10 protein-coding genes and 1 pseudogene are annotated in these 17,262 nt (G+C 74.0%); 3 read left to right on the top strand and 8 right to left on the bottom strand.

Annotated elements, in window-relative coordinates; translation table 11 throughout:
• The first annotated feature begins 26 nt into the window (after window positions 1–26).
• The 3 genes and pseudogenes from ABZ862_RS29570 to ABZ862_RS29560 all read left to right on the top strand — a co-directional run.
• On the top strand, window positions 27–824 hold the full coding sequence (locus ABZ862_RS29570; RefSeq protein ID WP_360964466.1) for a helix-turn-helix domain-containing protein: 798 nt from the start codon (window positions 27–29) through the stop codon (window positions 822–824).
• On the top strand, window positions 821–2,083 hold the full coding sequence (locus ABZ862_RS29565; protein WP_360964463.1) for a hypothetical protein: 1,263 nt from the start codon (window positions 821–823) through the stop codon (window positions 2,081–2,083). The genes ABZ862_RS29570 and ABZ862_RS29565 overlap by 4 nt, the downstream gene beginning before the upstream one ends.
• Window positions 2,084–2,433: 350 nt before the next feature.
• Window positions 2,434–4,452 (top strand): annotated as a pseudogene (locus ABZ862_RS29560) (multicopper oxidase domain-containing protein); the annotation flags it as partial.
• Between the two features lie 318 nt (window positions 4,453–4,770).
• Here ABZ862_RS29560 and ABZ862_RS29555 read toward each other — a convergent pair.
• From ABZ862_RS29555 to ABZ862_RS29520, 8 genes are all read right to left on the bottom strand, one after another.
• Window positions 4,771–6,255: an amidohydrolase gene (locus ABZ862_RS29555; RefSeq protein ID WP_360964461.1), complete on the bottom strand. Its 1,485-nt coding sequence runs from the start codon at window positions 6,253–6,255 to the stop codon at window positions 4,771–4,773.
• Window positions 6,252–8,171, bottom strand: a complete 1,920-nt coding sequence (locus ABZ862_RS29550) for a TOMM precursor leader peptide-binding protein (protein WP_360964611.1) — start codon at window positions 8,169–8,171, stop codon at window positions 6,252–6,254. Before ABZ862_RS29550 ends, ABZ862_RS29555 begins: the two co-directional genes overlap by 4 nt.
• 74 nt (window positions 8,172–8,245) lie before the next feature.
• Window positions 8,246–9,001, bottom strand: a complete 756-nt coding sequence (locus ABZ862_RS29545; RefSeq protein ID WP_360964458.1) for an ABC transporter permease — start codon at window positions 8,999–9,001, stop codon at window positions 8,246–8,248.
• The gene (locus ABZ862_RS29540) at window positions 8,998–9,996 is read right to left on the bottom strand and encodes an ABC transporter ATP-binding protein (protein ID WP_360964454.1); all 999 of its coding nucleotides are present in this window, start codon (window positions 9,994–9,996) and stop codon (window positions 8,998–9,000) included. The genes ABZ862_RS29545 and ABZ862_RS29540 overlap by 4 nt, the downstream gene beginning before the upstream one ends.
• A 69-nt stretch (window positions 9,997–10,065) precedes the next feature.
• The gene (locus tag ABZ862_RS29535) at window positions 10,066–11,295 is read right to left on the bottom strand and encodes a M50 family metallopeptidase (protein WP_360964451.1); all 1,230 of its coding nucleotides are present in this window, start codon (window positions 11,293–11,295) and stop codon (window positions 10,066–10,068) included.
• Window positions 11,292–12,431, bottom strand: a complete 1,140-nt coding sequence (locus ABZ862_RS29530; RefSeq protein ID WP_360964448.1) for a lantibiotic dehydratase C-terminal domain-containing protein — start codon at window positions 12,429–12,431, stop codon at window positions 11,292–11,294. The genes ABZ862_RS29535 and ABZ862_RS29530 overlap by 4 nt, the downstream gene beginning before the upstream one ends.
• Window positions 12,419–15,460, bottom strand: a complete 3,042-nt coding sequence (locus ABZ862_RS29525) for a lantibiotic dehydratase (RefSeq protein WP_360964445.1) — start codon at window positions 15,458–15,460, stop codon at window positions 12,419–12,421. The genes ABZ862_RS29530 and ABZ862_RS29525 overlap by 13 nt, the downstream gene beginning before the upstream one ends.
• A gap of 20 nt (window positions 15,461–15,480) precedes the next feature.
• Window positions 15,481–17,211 (bottom strand): nitroreductase family protein, encoded by a 1,731-nt coding sequence (locus tag ABZ862_RS29520; protein WP_360964442.1) that lies wholly within the window; start codon window positions 17,209–17,211, stop codon window positions 15,481–15,483.
• Between the last annotated feature and the right edge of the window lie 51 nt (window positions 17,212–17,262).

Raw genomic sequence — 17,262 nt, 5'->3', positions numbered from 1 at the left:
ACTGCGGTTTCGAATATACTACGGACATGTCCGTGGAAAATAAGGCCCCCTTCCCGGGAGGCGACCGGCCGCTCGTCTCCCGGCAGCGCCACGCCGTCCTCCAGCACCTGCGCGGTCAGCCCCGGCCCGCCACCGCCGCCGAGCTCGCCCAGGAGTGCGGACTGCACGTCAACACCGTCCGGGAGCACCTGGACGCCCTGGTGGAAGGCGGTCTCGCGGTCCGCCGGCGCGGCGAGGCCGCCGGACGCGGCCGGCCCGCCTGGCGGTATCTGTCCCGGCCGCCGCAGCAGTCCGCCGTACGGGAGTACGCCGGTCTCGCCGCCGTGCTCGCCGGGCAGATCGCCCGCTCCAGCGCCGACCCCAGGGCCGACGCCCTCGCGGCGGGAGAGGAATGGGGGCACGCCCTGCTCACCGGACAGGAGCCGTCCGGCGACGCGCGGGAGGCCCGCGGACGCGTGCTCGCGCTGCTTGGGGAGATCGGGTTCGCCCCCGAACCCGAACCCGGACCTGGACCCGATTCCGGTGAAGGCGTGGACGGGCGGGGCGAGTTCCGGGTCCGGCTGCCGCGCTGCCCGTTCATCGAGGTCGCCCGCGAGCACCCCGGCGTGATCTGCAACGTCCACGCCGGACTGGTCGGCTCCGGCTACACCGCGCTGGGCGGGACCCCGGGCGCCGTCTCCCTGCACCCCTTCGCCGAACCCGGCGCCTGCCTGCTGCTCTTCCGGGACAGCGGCACCGGCGGAGACGGCCGGGCGGTCACCGGGACGGAGACGGCCGGCCAGGACCAGGACCAGGACCGCGACCCGGCCCGGAGGCCCCAGTGACCCCCACCGGCACACCTGGCACCACCGGCTCCAGCGACTCCGGCCTCACCGGCCCGGACGCAGCCCCCGCCCGCATCCCCACCTCCGCCCGCACCCCCACCCCCACCCCCACCCCCACCCCCGCCTCAGCCGCCGACGCCGCCCGCCGCGCCGGCGCCCGCCGTGCCGTCCTGCTGCTCCCCGCCGGGCTCGCCCTGCTCGCCGGGATCGACGCCGCCCTCATGCTCCTCGGCCTCCCCACCGCCGTACGCACCGACCGGCTGCCCCAGGTGCACGGCGTCCTGATGGTCCTCGGCTTCGTCGGCACCCTGGTCGCCCTGGAACGCGCCGTCGCCCTCGGCCGGGGCTGGGGCTATCTGTCCCCCGGCTTCCTCGGCGCGGGCGGCCTGCTGCTGATCAGCCCCGCACCGCTGCGCGCCGGCAAGCTGTCCATGGTCCTCGGCACCGCCGTCCTGCTCGCCCTCTACGTCCGCTTCTGGCGCCGCCAGCCCGGCCCCGCCCTGCTGGCCCAGGCCGCCGGCGCGCTGACCGGACTCGGCGCCGCACTGCTGTGGCTGGGCGGCCTCGACGTACCCCGGCTGCTGCCCTGGCTCGCGTCCTTCCTGATCCTGACCATCGCCGGCGAACGCCTCGAACTGGCCCGGGTCGCCCTCCTCGCCCCCCGCACCGAACACACCTTCCTCGCCTGCGCGGGCGCCGTGACCGCCGCCACCGTCGCCACCCTGCTGTGGCCCGCCGCAGGCACCCTGCTGCTGGCCGCCGCGCTGCTCGCGCTGGTCGCCTGGCTGGTCACGTACGACATCGCCCGCCGGATGCTCCGCGCCAAGGGCCTGCCCCGCTTCTCGGCCGCCTGCCTGCTCGCCGGGTACGCCTGGCTGGGCCTCGCGGCCGCGCTCTGGCTGATCGACGGCCCGATCACCGACGGCAGCCGCTACGACGCCGTCGTGCACTGCGTCTTCCTCGGCTTCGTCATCTCGATGATCATGGCCCACGCCCCGGTGATCCTCCCCGCCGTACTGCGCCGCCCGCTCCCGTACCACCCCGCCTTCGCCGCGCCCGCCTGGCTGCTGCACCTCTCGCTCGCGCTGCGCGTCCTCGTCGGCGACCTGCGGGACTCCACCGTCGCCTGGCAGACCGGCGGAGTGCTCAACATCGTCGCCGTCCTGCTGTTCGTCGGGACGGCGGCCACCCTGTCCGTGACCGGGCGCGGCACCGCACCCCGCCGCCCCCGGCCGCAGCCCTCGGAGACCCCCCGGTGACCACGCAACCGCCTTCCAGGAACACCCTCCTCTCCCAGGGGCCCGGCACCCCGGACCGGCCGGGTGCCGGTCCGCGCCGCCCGCGCGCCGGCTGGCACCTGCGGGTCAACGCCGTCGTCGTGGCCTGGCTCGCCGCCTTCGCCGCCGTCTCCCTGGTGCACCGCTCCGTGCCCGAGTCCCGCTGGCTGCTCGTCCATCTGCTGCTGCTCGGCGCCGTCAGCAACGCCGTGGTCATCTGGTCCGGCCACTTCGCCGCCTCCGTCCTGCGCCTGCCCGAGTCCGACCGGGGCGCCCCGGCCGCGCTCCGGCTCGCCGGCCTCAACGCCGGAGCCGTCGCCGTGATCGCCGGGATGCTCGCCGGGTCCTGGCCCGTCGTCCTCGCGGGCGCCGTCGCCGTCGCCGCCGCCGTCACCGTGCACGCCGTCTGGCTGGTACGGCTGCTGCGCCGTGCCCTGCCCGGCCGGTTCGCCATGACCGTGCGCTACTACGTCGCCGCCTCCGCCCTGCTGCCCCTCGGCGCGGCCCTCGGCGTGATCATGGCGCGCGGCCACCTCTCCGACGACCTCGCCGCCCGCGTCCTCACGGCGCACAAGGTGATCAACCTGCTCGGCTGGCTCGGCCTCACCGTCGCCGGGACCCTGGTCACCCTCTGGCCGACGATGCTGCGCACCCGCGTCGTGGACGGCGCCGAACGCGCGGCCCGCCGGGCCCTGCCGGTGCTGCTCGCCGGGCTCGCGGTGACCGTCGCCGCCGTCCTGCTGCTGCCGCCGCCCGTGGCCGCCGCCGGCATCGCGCTCTTCGGCGCCGGACTCGTCGTCGCGGGCGTCCCGTGGGCCGGTGAGGCCCGGGTGAAACGGCCGTCGTCCTTCGCCACCTGGTCGGTCGCGGCGGGCAGCGCCTGGCTGCTCGGCTCGCTGGCGGCGCTCACGGTGATGCTGGTGACGACGTCGTCCTGGCCCACGGCGGCCGAACACACCTCGGCGCTCACCCCGCCGCTGGCCGCCGGATGGATGGCGCAGGTGCTGCTGGGCGCGCTGAGCTTCCTGGTGCCCGTGGTCCTGGGCGGCGGCCCCACCGCCGTACGGGCCACCACCGCCTCGCTGGAACGCGGCGGCCCGGCCCGGCTCACCGCCGCCAACGCGGCACTGCTGCTGTGCGTGCTGCCGGGCGTGCCGGGCACCGTACGGGTGACCTGCTCGGTGGTGCTGCTGGGCGTACTGGTCGCCTTCCTGGTCCTCCTCGTCCGCACGGTCGTCGCCCACCGCGCCCGCGCCAGGACCGCCGCCCCCGGGACGCCCCCCGCCCCCGGGACGCCCCCCGCCCCCGGGACGCCCCCCGCCCCCGGGACGCCCCCCGCCCCCGGGACGCCCCCCGCCACAGCCCCTGCCCCTGCCCCTGCCCCGGAGCGTCCGCACCGGGTGCTCGGCGGGGTGGCCGCCGGAGTGGCGGTCGTGGTGCTGGCCGTCGTCGCGGGCGCCGCCGTGGACGTACGCTCCCTGCCCGTCACCGCCTCCTCGTCCGCCGCCTCGTCCGTGACCGGCGACGGCACGACGGTGACCCCCACCGGCCGCACCACCACCGTCTCCGTCATGATCCACGGGATGCGCTTCTCCCCGAGCAGCGTGACCGTCCCGCGCGGCAACCGCTTGGTGATCAAGGTGCACAACATGGGCACCGACCGCCACGACCTGGTCCTGGAGACCGGCGCCCGCACCGGCCGGATCGCACCGGGCGAGCAGGCCGTGCTCCACGCCGGAGTGATCGGACGGAACCTGGACGGCTGGTGCTCGGTGGTCGGACACCGCCAGATGGGCATGGTCTTCACGGTCAAGGCAACCGGCACGGCCCCCGCCGCCACCCCCGGTCCGTCCATGACCATGGGCGACGGCAGCACCATGAACTCCGGCGGCGGCACGGCCGGCAAGGACACCGCCGCCGACGCCTACGACCCGATGGCCGAACCCCCCGCCGGTTTCACCGGCCGCGACGCGCGCCTGCCCGCCGCCTCCGGCACCGCCGGCCGCACCACCGTCCACCGCACCACCCTCACCGTCCGTGACGTCGTACGGGAGGTCGCCCCCGGCGTGAAGCAGACGCTGTGGACCTTCGACGGCACCGCGCCCGGCCCGGTGCTGCGCGGCCGGGTCGGCGACACCTTCGTCATCACCCTCGTCAACCACGGCACCACCGGCCACTCGATCGACTTCCACGCCGGGGCCCTGGCCCCCGACCGCCCGATGCGCACCATCCAGCCCGGCCAGTCCCTCACCTACCGCTTCACCGCCACCCACAGCGGGGTGTGGATGTACCACTGCTCGACGATGCCGATGTCCCTGCACCTCGCCAACGGCATGTACGGTGCCGTCGTCATCGACCCGCCGGACCTGCCGAAGGCGGACCGCGAGTACGTCGTCGTCCAGTCCGAGCTGTACCTCGGCGCGCAGGGCGGCACCGCCGACGCGGCCAAGCTGAAGGCCCAGCAGCCCGACGCCGTCGTCTTCAACGGCTACGCGAACCAGTACCTCCGCGACCGGCTCACCGCACGGGTCGGCGAACGGGTCCGGGTGTGGGTGCTGGACGCTGGCCCGAACCGCTCCAGCGCGTTCCACGTCGTGGGCGGCCAGTTCGACACCGTCTACAAGGAGGGCGCCTACCTGCTCCGCCCGAGCGACGGCACGGACGGCGGCTCACAGATCCTCGACCTCGCCCCCGGCCAGGGCGGATTCGTCGAACTGTCCTTCCCCCAGGCCGGCAACTACCCCTTCGTCACCCACATCATGAGCGACGCCGAGCGCGGTGCCCGGGGGATGTTCCAGGTCACCGCCCGGTGAGGGGACCGCGCCCGGACCGCTGCCGCCCTCGCTGCCGGCACCGCTCCCGCCACCGTCATCAGCCTTGCCCGTGACGGTGAACCCGTCGAGTGCCGCGGCCGCCAGCGCGGCGACCGCGGGGCGCAGGGCGCTTCCCACATGGGGGGCGAAGCGGGGGGAGTGGTTCGGCTCGGGTGCCAGGCCGGCCGTGGTGGCCCGGCGCCAGTCGTCGGCGCCCACCACGCCCGCCATCCAGTAGACCAGCGGGATGCCGTGCTGTCCGTGGACGTCCGCCCCGGCGTCCCCGAAGAGGGGGAAGTCCTCGGTGGCCAGCGAGCCCGGCCAGGCCAGGACCCGTCCCCGGCCCAGGAGCGCGGTGTGGGCGTGCCGCACCGCGGCGGTGGCGCGCGGGTCGCCCCACAGGGCGGGCGAGCGTGAGACGACTCTCACCTCGGGGTCCCGGGGGGCGTTTGCCGCCGCGCTCTCGGCGAGGACGATACGGCGCACCGCGGTCAGGGCCCGGTCGAGGGACGCCTCGCTCGACGCGCGGACGCCGATGCCGAGTTCGGCGTGTTCCGGTATGACGTTGGCGGCCGTCCCGGCCCGCAGGGTGCCCACGGTCAGGGTCACCTGGTCGGCGGGCGCGGTCTCGCGGGCGACGACGTTCTGGAGACGGGTGACGACGGCGGCGGCGGTGACGACCGGATCCACCGTCAGATGCGGGGTCGCGGCGTGCCCGCCCCGCCCGTGCAGCACCACGTCGAGCACGGCACCGGCCGCCGTCATCGGTGCCAGGCCCGTCGCGTGCGCGACCGTGCCGGCGGGCAGCGGAGCGGCATGCTGGGCGAGTACGACGCCGGGTCTGCCGAACCGTTCGTAGAGTCCGTCGCGCAGCATGGCTTCGGCGCCGTCGAGGGTCTCCTCGGCCGGCTGTCCCACCACCACCAGGGTGCCCCGCCATCGGTCGGACAGCCGGACGAGCAGGTCGGCCGCTCCGGCCGCGGCGGCCAGATGCAGATCGTGGCCGCAGGCGTGCATGGCTCCGGTGCGGCTGGCGTAGGGCAGCCCGGACCGCTCGCGCACCGGGAGCGCGTCGAGCTCCGCCCGCAGCCAGACGCGGGGCCCGTCCCCGTTGCGCAGCACACCGACCACGCCGTGGCCGCCCACTTCGCGGGTGACGGTGCAGCCCGCCGCCGCCAGGCGCCCGGCGAAGCGGTCCGCGGTGCGGGCCTCCTGCCCGGAGGGTTCCGGATGGGCGTGCAGATCCAGGTAGAGGGCGAGGGCGGGCCGCAGCACGACTCCGGCGCTGGTGAGGAGGTGCTCCGTGCCGGACGGCGGTGAGCGGTGTCCGGCCGTCCTCATGGAAAGGGGTGCGGGGCCAGGCGGAGGTCCGCGTCGGTGAGATCGTGGTCCCGGTGCCCGCCGCGCCGTAGCGCGGTGCGCAGCCGTGGCATCAGCAGGGCCCGCTGCCGGTTCCAGCCGAAGTCGATCGGCAGCAGCCCCGGCACCAGGGTGCAGACCGTCCGCAGCCCCATCCGTGCCTGTTCGGGGGAGGTCTGGTCCACGACGACGACGTCATGGCCCGCCCGGACCAGTTCGTCCCTGACCGCGGTGACATCGTCGAGCAGATCGCCGGTGCGGGGACGGCCGTGGCTCTCCCAGTCCCGGTACGTCTCATTGAAGGACCGGACCCCGGACGGCTCCAGATAAGTGCGGGCGTACTCGGCCATGCGGGGCAGCCCGTAGAGCTGGGGGTGGTCCTTGAGATGCCGCACCAGGGAGAAGTCGTCGGCCATGGCCTCCAGTTCGGCGCTGCGTTCGGCGGTCTGCCGGGCCAGGTGCGGGAGGTAGCTCAGCACTTCCGACAGCGCCCCCTCGACCGCCGACCGCGGATCCAGCGAGGCCGCGGACGCGAAGGACAGGGTGCCCGGCCCCCCGTCCCGGCGGACGCCCACCACGGTGACGGCCGGGATCGTCAGGTCGATCCGGTTGTCGAGGACGTGGATGTCGTAGCCCTGCAGCGCGGCCCGCTCGACCATGGCGGCGGCTGCCGGACCGCCGACCGAGGCCGGATCGATGCGGGGGAGCCGGGCCGCGCCGTACCAGCCGTTCAGGAAGGCGTCGCGCTCGACGAGTTCGAGCAGGCCGCCCAGCACCGCCTCCTCCAGACAGCCGCCGATGGCGCAGCCGTTGGAGCACTCGAAGACGAAGGCGTCGTCGGCCGCAGGGATGCTGTAGTAGACCAGCCGCGACGGCACCAGTACGGGACGCTCGTCCCGCAGGGACCAGCCCCGCTCCCAGGGGATGGGCCGGCCGGGATCGAAGGGCTGGACCAGGGGGTCGTCCCGGTAGGTCTCCGGGCTGTAGAGGCCGCACGTCCGGGGGTCGACCGCGTCGGTCCTGAGATCGTCGTAGGAGCCGACGACCGGTGCAGAGCCGCCGCGCCGGTGGGTGCCCGCGTACCGTTCCAGGCCCTCCAGGAACGCGAGCCGGCGGCTGGTGGCGAAGGAGTTCTCCTGCCCGCTCCAGGTGACGTCGTGCAGTCCGGCGTAGCCCCGGACGAACACGGTGCCGGCCACCGGGGCGGTGGTGGACGACGTGACATCGCTCCAGGTGCCCGCTCCCAGCGCGCCGCAGACCGGATTGGCCAGGGCGTCGGTGGGGAGCGGATGGTCGAAGGCCGAGCGCAGCCGGTAGGTGCCGGGATCCGGTTTGGGGCGCGGGGAGAGGGCGAGACCCCGGGCGTCGTCCGGTGCGTGTGCCTGGGGGCCGCAGGCCGGGCAGAGCGGGTCGGTGAGTAGCGGATACGTCCTGACCAGCAGGTTCGTCAGGTCCAGCCGGGTCACCTGGGGCAGGGCACGGTCCGCCGGGTGCTCGGCGGGCGGTACCGGGCGGGGCCCGTGCAGCAGGGCCTCGTACAGCGCGGCCACGGTGTCGTGGACGGGACGGGGGAGCAGCGGCCAGGCTCCTGCCGGGCGGGGGCCGTCGGGACCGCCGGTCTCCAGGGCGTTGCGCTCGCTGCGACTGCGCAGCCGCTGCCACCGTACGGCCAGGCAGTGGCCGCAGACGGGAGCGGTGCCGTCGCCTCCCCAGGGGCCGAGCAGGATCGCCGAGGCGGTGACGTGGACCAATGCCGCGGAGCGGTCCGCCGCCCAGGGGTCCGGGGCCCCGGAGTCCCCGTCGCCCGCGCCGACGGCACCGACCGGCACCACCCGGGGGGCGTCGTCGCCGAACCGGCCGTCGAGGAAAGTCTGCAGAGCGATGCACGCGTCCGCCATCGGATGCGGCAGCGGCCTGGTCGCGGCGGTCGTGGCGGTTGCGCCGGTCGCCGTGGTCGCAGTTCTCGTGGCCGTCATGAGGACTTCGTCCAGCGGAAGGTACGGACCGCGACGGCGCCCAGGACGACGGCGAACGCGACGAGCCCGGCGCACCCCGTACCGATGTCGGAGAGGTCGCCGCGGCCGGTCAGGGCTGCCGCCACGGCGTCGTTGAGATGGCGGAGCGGCAGGATCAGCGAGACCGTCCGCAGCCAGCCCGGCATGGAGTCCAGCGGGAAGAACGACCCGGAGAGGAACGCCATCGGCAGCATCAGGAAGTTGGCGATGCCGGCGACCGACTCCGGGGTGTCGGCGACATTGCCGATGATCACTCCGATCAGCAGGAACGTGGTGGTGCCGAGGACCATGACGGGAATCAGCAGCGGCCACCGGGAGGCGGGGACCAGTCCGAATCCGGGAAGCATCGCCACCCCGACGAACAGCACCGACTGGACGAGCCCCACGCCCAGGGCCAGCACGTAACGGGACCCGATGACGGCGGACAGCGGAGCGGGCGACATACGGATCATCCGGAGGATGTCGTCGGCGCGCCACTGCATCAGCGTGAACCCGATGCTGAACACGGCGGCGTTGGCGACACCCCAGGAGAGCACGCCGGAAGCGGTGTAGGAGAGGTAGGAGAAGCCGCTCTGCTTGACGTCCTGGCCCCGGAAGAGCAGTCCGAAGACGACGAGGAAGATCAGAGGGAAGGCGAAGGTGAAGAAGACGGTGGTCTTGTCCCGGACCTGGGCGCGGTAGCCCGCCGCGGTCAGCGCGGTGTAGGCGCTCATGCCTGCTGCTCCTGGTTGTCGGGGGCCGGACCGGCCGGACCGGCTGAATCGGCCGGACGGGCTTGCCTGGCTTGCCGGGCGGTGAGGTCGAGGTAGACGTCCTCGAGGCTGGGGGTGCGGGTCTGTACCCCGTCCAGACCGGTGAGGGCGTCGAGCGCGGCGAGTACCCGGCCGGTGGCCCGGGTCTCCAGGACGAGGTGTCCGCCCTGCACGGTGACACCCTCCACGCCGGGCAGGGCGGCGGCCTGGTGTTCGTCGATCCGGCCGAGCGGAACCAGCAGCCGGGCGGTGGCGCCGAACGTCGCGATCAGCCGCTGCGGTTCGTCGGTCACGACGAGCCGGCCGGCCACCAGGATGCCGACGCGGTCGCAGAGCGCCTCCGCCTCGTCCAGATGGTGCGTGGTGTAGACGATGGTCCGGCCCTGCGCCTTGAGACCCCGCAGGACCTGCCACAGATCACGGCGGCCCTCGGGGTCGAGCGCGGCGGTCGGCTCGTCGAGGAAGATCAGCTCGGGTCCGTGTACCAGTGCTGAGGCGATGGCGAGCCGCTGCCGCTGGCCGCCGGAGAGGTCGTCGACCCGCACGTCGTGCCGCTCTCCGAGGCCCACCGCGTCGAGCGCGGCGTCGACGGCCCCGCGGTCCGCGCCGAACAGCGCGGCGACGGTGCGCAGATGCTCGTGGACGGTCTGCCGCACGAAGAACGCCGAGGACTGGGTCTGCACCCCCATCCGGGGCAGCAGGCCGGTGTTGCGCGGCCAGGGCGGCTCACCGAACACCGTGACCGATCCGGAGTCGGCCCGGCGGAGCCCTTCCATGATCTCCACCAGGGTGGACTTCCCGGCTCCGTTGGGACCGAGCAGCCCGAAGAACTCGCCGCGCCGGATGTCCAGGCAGACCCCGTCGACGGCCCGCCGTCCGCCGTAGCTCTTGGTCACATCGGTGACCGAGACCGCGGGTCGGGCTCCGTGGTCCTCGGCGGCGGAGGCGGGGCTCATGCGGATACCTCGTTCATGGGGTGCGTGATCCTTCGTTCATGGGTGGCGTGATCCTTCGGGGCCGGGAGGTCAGCGGAGCAGCAGGAGGACGACGGCGGCGCACGTACCGGCCGCCGCGAGCAGCACCAGGGCGGCCGCGGCGACGGCGTACGACGTATAGAGACGACGGGCGCGCCGCGGGTAGGCGGCGACGGCGTCCCGGCCGCGCCCGCGCAGGGCCAGGTAGGCGCGGGTCTCCGGAGCGAGGTTGGCGGTCCCCAGGGCGTGGCCGAGCATGCGGTACCCGTCGAGCGGCGGCAGCGGGACCAGATTGCTCAGGGCCTGCGCGATGCCGACGAACAGCATCCCGGTCAGCGGCCCACGGTCCGGATCGGCCGGGCCGAGGAGCGCCCACCAGAGCCCGAACGGCAGCAGGAGCACCAGGTTGACGTACGCGCCCGCCGCGGCGATCACCAGCTTCGCCCGCAGGCCGGGCAGGAACAGGTAGTTGTCGACCGCGCAGTACATCGTCAGCGCCGGGAACCGCCAGCGCACCCCGATCTCGGTGACCACGCCGCCGTAGTGCCGGGCGGCCACACCATGGGCGAGTTCGTGGAGGCAGATGCTGCACCAGAGGAACAGACAGAACGGGACGAGGAGGAGGGGACGGCTCAGCAGGGCGACCGTCCCGTGGAGCGGCGCGGCCGGATGTGCGGACACCGCGACGGTCATCAGGAGTACGGCCGCCGCCAACGGCGCCTGCACCCAGGGGCGCAGCAGCGGACGCAGGAGCCGGTGGAGGCGGCCGGTGGTCGCGTGCGCGTCGGTGACGGTCCGCAGGGTGCCCTTCCAGAAGGTGCCGGTGCGGGCCGGGGACGGTTCGGGCGGGGCGGGGTCCGGGGACCCGGCGAGCAGACCCCGGGCGCCGAGCAGACCGAGCAGCCGTGTCCACTGTTCCCCGGGCAGTCTGCGGTGGAACCCCACGGCGTACTCGGACACGACATCGTCGAAGTCGCGGGTTCCGTCGAGCCGGCTGATGACGAAGTGCTCCCGGGGGCCGATCTCGAACGCGGCACCGCTCACCGGATGCTTGACCAGATGCACGGTGCGCGGGCCGCGCAGCAGCGGCGGACCGATCAGCACACCGGCGCGCAGGGCGGGCCGGTAGGCGCGGGCGGCGACGGAAAGACCGGTGGCGGAGGGGGCGGTGGCGGAGGGAACGGCGGTGGGACGGGCGTCGGGCGGGCCGGTGACGGTGGGACGGGCGGTGGACGGGCCGACGGCGGACGGGGCGGCGGCAGCGGGGTCGGTGGGGCTCATGAGGCGTCCTGGCCGCGCTGTCCCCCGGTCTGCTCGCGCAGGACCCGGCCCAGCACGAAGGCCAGATACGCCTCGTCCCGGATCGTCACATGCAGCCGATTGTTGGTCATGTGCATGTACGGAGAGAGCAGGCGGGGCAGCACTGCGGGCACCCGCGTGACGGTCACCAGGGGAGCCGCGCCCGGATCCTCGGCGCGCTCCTGGCCGGTGTCCTCACGGGCCGGGCCGTCCCAGGCCGGGAAGGCGAGTTCGCCCCGCCGGGTGAGGTCCGCGACCCGGTCGCGCAGTTCCAGACAGTGCTCGGCCCAGCGGCGCAGGAACGCCGGCAGCCGGCTCAGGTCGCCGCTTGCCACGGCCTGCCTGAGCTGTGTGAACCGGGCGCCGAGCGCGGGCGCCATACGCTCGTATCCGCGCTCGTACTCGGCGGAACCGATGAAACCGGTGCCGGGGAACAGCCGGTGCCAGAAGGCGTAGTAGGAGTCGAGGTACTCCGCGAGCCGCTCCTCCTCCGGGAGGAAGCAGCTCGCCATCACCATCATCAACTGGGCGGAGGTTCCCAGCAGTACCGTCCGCAGATGCAGGTTCATGCTCCGGTACGCCTCCAGGACCAGGTCGCTGGAGTGCCGGAAGTGCCATTCGGCGAGGGCGACTCCGGCCGGTCCGCCGTACTTGGCGTACTCGGGGGCGTAGACCTCGCAGGAGAAGGAGTTGTTCGGCCTGAGGTTCATCCGGCCGTCCGTGCCCGTGTACCGGGCCCGGTCCTCGCCCGGGAACTCGATGTCGAAGAGGGCGTCGTAGAAGTCCTTGAGGAAGCCCGAGTCGACCGCGTAGAGGGCGGGGCGGGTCCGCAGGAAACCGCCGATCGCCTCCTCGGCGCGGCGGCGTACCTCGGCCTCGGCGTCGCGGCTGCTCGGGCGCAGCCGCAGCCTCACATGGGGCCCTTCCAGCCAGTAGTTGATGAAGAAATACCCGGACAGCAGGCCGTCAGCGGTGAGCCGGCCGACCAGCGGGCGGACGCAGTCGACCAGCAGCGGCTGCGGGTTGGCGGCGTAGAAGACGTGCAGCGCCAGCCAGGGCGAGGGCCCGGTGTCCCCGGGCGCCGGGCGGAAGGCCGCCGGTTCGGTCAGTTCGGGCATGACGGTGCGACCTCCGGGGCGGGCTGCGGGACACGGCGGGGGATGCGGGTGGCGAAGGTCTCCACGGCGAGTTCGGCCACGTGCCGCCCGCGCCGCGAGGTCAGATGGAGGCCGTCCTCGGCGGGCAGCATCTCCCGGAAGGTCACACGGGTGCCCGGCCGCCGTTCGATCGAGGCGTCGAGCGCGGTCAGGGACAGCGGGCTGTCGAAGTCGACGTACAGCGGCTTGGCGCCCATCGGCCCCTGGCCGGGGTGGGAGACCGTGGCGAAGCAGCGGTCGGGCAGGGCGTGGGCGCGGCGCCGGCGCTGCCATTCCAGGTAGTGGCGCGCCTCCTGCTCCGCCTCCTCGGTACCGGGACCGGTGGGGCGGACGGGGAGGACCTGTGCGTCCGCGGTCCAGGCGCGCCGGGCGACCACCACGTCGTTGTGCCGGACCCGGGGCCTGCGGGTGACGCCGTCCGCGGCCGGGCCCTCGGGCACCCCCGCCCACACGTCCAACGGGGTCATGGTGCTGGGCGAGAGCAGCAGCAGGGTGCGCGGGATCTCGGGAAGGGCGATCGGTACGAGATAGCCGAGGTAGACCGGCACGACCTCGCAGCCGAGACGCCGGGAACGCAGCACCAGGCGTCCGGCGGCGTCGCCATGGGCGTCGTGCTCGACATAGAGGTCGTCGAGGTGGATCCGGGCCTCCTCGGGCACGGTGCTGGTCTCGCCGGGGCAGACGATCTGATGGTCGGTCAGCCGTCCGTGCAGATTCAGGTTGCTGCTGACCGGCCCTCCGGTGACCTCCGCGAACACCGCGCCGTCCGGCCTGCGGGCCGCCAGTTCCGTGCGCAGGGCGTGGGAGAGGCCGGTGGCCGCCGAATCCGCGGCCGGGCCCGTGCCGTCGGTGACGGCGTCGGTGTCGAAGAGGTGGGTGAACCGGCTGAAGGGGAACGCCACTCCGCCGTAGGACTTGTTGAGGACGACCAGGTTCCGGCCGCCGGGGGGACGGGACAGCTGGATGTGGTGGCTCTGCGGGGTGAAGCGGCCCAGGAGCGGCGCGAGTTCCGCGGCGGTCCCGGAGAGCAGCGCACCCGGCAGCTCGATCTCGTCGGTCTCCTCGGCGCCCTCGGCCCCACTGCGCTGCCACAGGGCGCACATGCCCTCGTGGAAACGGCGGCGGGCCCGGTCGAGGGCTTTCATCTCGCTCTGCCCGAGCCAGTTCTCCTCGGGCGTGTACGCGCCGTTCTCGTCGAAGGGGACCCGCTTCGCGGTGAAGGACACGTACTGGTCGAAGAAGTCCTCGTGGAAGTCGTGGACCAGGCCGAGCAGGTCGTCGCAGCGCCCGCCGCGGCCGTAGCGGGCGACGAAGAAGCCGAGCAGGGTGATCCGCTGAGGGAGCGTCAGATCGAAGAGCGGCAGAACACCCTCGACGGCCCGCAGGGCGCGGCCGGTCTCCCCGCTCAGCACGGCGGGCCCGCAGGCCAGATCGTCTCCCGCGCCGGCGTCCTCGTACATCAGGGTCTGCGGGAGGGAGGGCTCCGCTGCCCCCAGTTCCCGCTGCGCTCCGAGGAGTTGACCGCGCAGGGTGCTCAGCAGCGCACGCCGCTCGGTGACGCCTGCCGCCGGGTAGCGGGCCAGGCAGCCGGCCGGTCCGTCCAGCCGCTCGGCCAGCCGCTCGGCCCACGGCACGCCGAGGGAGCGCAGGGAGTCCTGGTAGGAGCGCAACGGGTCGCGGCTGTGCACGTCGGTGCGGAGCACCGGCACCTGCACCATGCCGAGGTCCAGGAGGGCCGACGCGTACCGTTCGCACTCGTCGCGTCCGGTGTCGTGCCCGGCCTCCAGCCAGTCCACCAGATCCCGGTGGCGTACCGGTGTGGCGTGGCCGCCGAGCCAGTCCAGGAGCTGTTCCAGGGTGCCGCTGCTGCGCAGGAAGAACAGCCGGTCACGGACCGCGTCGAAGGTGACGGCGGCGCTGTCGTCGCCCGTGGCCGTCACGTGGCGTACGTAGCGGATGCGGTCGGCGTCGCGCGCCCAGCCCGGGGACGGGACCACCGGAAGGTCCTGCCGGCGGGCGGGGTCGGCCGTGATCAGTTCGGTGAGCCGGGCCAGCACCACCACATTGAGCCGTACGCGGCTCACCCAGTCGCCGCCGGTGCGCAGCGCGGCCCCGTCGTCCGCCGGATCACCCGCGAAGGTGCCGAGTCCGATGCCGGTGAAGGTGCTGAAGGGGCTGGTCTTGCAGGCCGTGCGGTACAGATAGGTGAGCGCGGAACGCTCGATCTTGCGCAGTCGGTTGCCGGGCCGTGGGCCGGTGTCCCGCAGGTAGCCGTCCAGACGGCTGTCCAGGGCGGGCGAGGCGAGCAACAGGCCGCGGCGTAGCCGGTCCTCGGCCAGGACATCACGCAACGCGCTTCGGCTCTGCTGGAGTTCACCGGCGAGCAGCTCCGCGCCACGAGCCCGTAGTTTCTCCAGCCGGGCACGGTCCCGCAGCCACCGGTCGACGCGCTCGCCGGTCGCCGGGTCGAGTCGCGCCACCAGCCGGACGGCGGTCTCGGGGTCGGCGGGCAGCCGGTTGTTGAAGACCTGCCGCCGCAGCCGGAGCAGCCCGCGGCGGGCGGTGGCGTCGCCGTCGGCCTCGTCAGCCGTGTTGCTCCCGTCGGTCCCGTCGGGACCGGTGGTCGACTTGACCAGAGCGTGCAGCAGATCGCTGAGAACCGCACCGGCGGCGGTCAGACGTTCCTCCTCGGCGAGCACATCGTCGGCCCAGCGGCGGGTGCCGGGACAGCGCAGCCCCCGCACGGCCTCGACGGGGAGCCCGGCTGCGCGGAGCACGAAGCGCCTGCCCGGCTCCCAACTGGTCCCGGGCTCGTGACTGTTCACGGGCTCGCGGTGGGCCCCGGGCGCTGCTGCGGTGTCCGCGCCGGGGGCCGTGGCCGTGGCTGTGTCCGTGGTGGTGTTCGTGGCGGGGGCCGTTCCGGTGTCCGTGCCGGCACCCGTGGCGGCGGCCGTCCCGGTGTCCGTGGCGGCGGATTCTGTCGGTGTCATGAGGATTCCTCCGGCGGCCGTCAGGCGATCTCGTGGCGGAAGTCGGCGGGTCCGGGCCGTTCATGGCCGAGGGCCATGATGAGCAGCGGGGCCTCGTCGCCGTCCGCCAGCCCGAGGCGCTCGACGAACGAGACGTTGTCGAAGCCGAGTGCCACACCGGCGCCCAGCTCCAGGGCGGCGGCTGCCAGGTAGAAACTCTGGGAGACCGCTCCGGCGGTGCCGACGGCGAGCCGGTAGCCGCGGTCGCCGACCGCGTCCAGGACAGCGGTGGTCCGTACGGTGGGCACCAGGACCGCACCGGCCTGTTCGAGGTTGTAGTTGGACAGGAAGTAGTTCTCCTGCAGGAAAGTGCCCTGCGGGCCGGGGGCGACCAGGCGCAGGTCGCCGCGGTCCGGATCGTAGGCGTACGCACCCTGCGCCACGTCCTCCACGTGGTTGGCGAAGACGTAGAGCCTGGCGAGCCGGATCTCACCGGACGGATCGGTGTCACCGGCCAGCCGGGTTCCCGCGCAGGCGGCCAGCACCGCCGACAGCTGCCCCTGGCCGGTCTCGTTCCGGGCGTCGAACCTGCCGAAGCTGCTGCGGCGCGCGCGCAGGGTGCGGCGCAGGCCGGTGTCCGGCAGGGTCGGCGCGGGCAGGGCGACACGGGTGCCGTCCGGCTCGGTGCGGAGGGCCGCCGCGGCGGCCAGTGCGCCCGGGGCGGGCCGGACGGCGGCGCCTTCCCGGGTCGCCGCGTGCATGCCGCGCAGCGCGGCGAAGTCCAGCAGGGTACGCGAACGTTCGCTGTCACGATGCCGGACGGCGGGCCGGTGGTGAGGGTCCGTGCGTTCGGCGGGCCGCTCGCGGGGGTCCGTACGCGCGGCGTCCCGGTGCGGGCCGTCGTGGCGGGCGGTGTCCGGGAGAGGTGCCTGCCGGTCCCAGTGCAGCGGTACGACGGCGAACACGGCCTCCTCCTCTCCGGGCACACCGAGGAGTCCGTTCAGCCGGGCTTCGTCGAACCACAGCACGGGCGCGAGCCGCAGTCCCCGGGCGGCAGCCCAGATCCGCCAGGTCTGCAGCAGGGTTCCGAGGTCGGTGCAGACCACGTGGAACGAGAAGCTGTTGTACTTGAACGAGTTCTGCCAGTACTTCACGCCGAGGACCAGATACTGGTCGGTTTCCAGAGCCTCCGCGGGTGCGTCCGGGCCCAGGGCGTCGCGGACCCGGTCCGTGACATCGCCGGCCAGCAGCCGCTGCAGGGCGTGCCGTTGGACGTCGTAGTAGTGGAGACCCGGCAGGAGCGGGCCGGAGGGGCCGGACGCCCAGTGGATGCCGACCGGGTAGAGCCCGCCGCCGCCCGCGGTGCCGCGCGACCAGTTCGGGTGGGTGTGGAACGGCAGCCCGGCGAGGTCGGTGTTTGCCTGGATGCCGAGGCGACGCCCGGTCAGCCCGTAGGAGTCCTGGAGCATGGCCGACAGCAGCGGGAGGCTGAATCCGGTCGTGCCGCCGGTGCTTCGGGTCGCGCCGGTGCCGGGTGGCATGTCGGTCCCGGGTGGCAGATCGGCCCCGATCGGCGGCACGTCGGGCAGCAGGCCGGGCGCGATCGGCACGTCGGGCAGGTTCTCGGTTCCGGGCAGGGCGAACGCCTCGGCGTGCGGGTAGTACTTGCCTTTGCGCGGGCCGTCGGCCCAGTTCACGACGTGGTCGGTGGGCTCCATCGGGACGCGGCCCCGGTGCAGGACGGCGTGCGCGTACTCATGGGCGTAGCCCACGGGTTCCCCCTCTCCTGGGTCTTTCATGGTCTTGCTCGGTCTTGTGTCTTG

The sequence above is a fragment of the Streptomyces sp. NPDC047000 genome (assembly GCF_040644295.1).
In the GTDB taxonomy this organism is placed as follows: Bacteria; Actinomycetota; Actinomycetes; order Streptomycetales; family Streptomycetaceae; genus Streptomyces.
This window is presented reverse-complemented; position numbering and strand designations above follow the sequence as displayed.

Coding starts and splice junctions, on each gene's coding strand:
- ABZ862_RS29530 (WP_360964448.1), bottom strand. CDS start 12,431: ATGCCCGAACTGACCGAACCGGCGGCCTTCCGCCCGGCGCCCGGGGAC.
- ABZ862_RS29550 (WP_360964611.1), bottom strand. CDS start 8,171: ATGGCGGACGCGTGCATCGCTCTGCAGACTTTCCTCGACGGCCGGTTC.
- ABZ862_RS29570 (WP_360964466.1), top strand. CDS start 27: ATGTCCGTGGAAAATAAGGCCCCCTTCCCGGGAGGCGACCGGCCGCTC.
- ABZ862_RS29555 (WP_360964461.1), bottom strand. CDS start 6,255: ATGAGGACGGCCGGACACCGCTCACCGCCGTCCGGCACGGAGCACCTC.
- ABZ862_RS29540 (WP_360964454.1), bottom strand. CDS start 9,996: ATGAGCCCCGCCTCCGCCGCCGAGGACCACGGAGCCCGACCCGCGGTC.
- ABZ862_RS29545 (WP_360964458.1), bottom strand. CDS start 9,001: ATGAGCGCCTACACCGCGCTGACCGCGGCGGGCTACCGCGCCCAGGTC.
- ABZ862_RS29535 (WP_360964451.1), bottom strand. CDS start 11,295: ATGAGCCCCACCGACCCCGCTGCCGCCGCCCCGTCCGCCGTCGGCCCG.
- ABZ862_RS29525 (WP_360964445.1), bottom strand. CDS start 15,460: ATGACACCGACAGAATCCGCCGCCACGGACACCGGGACGGCCGCCGCC.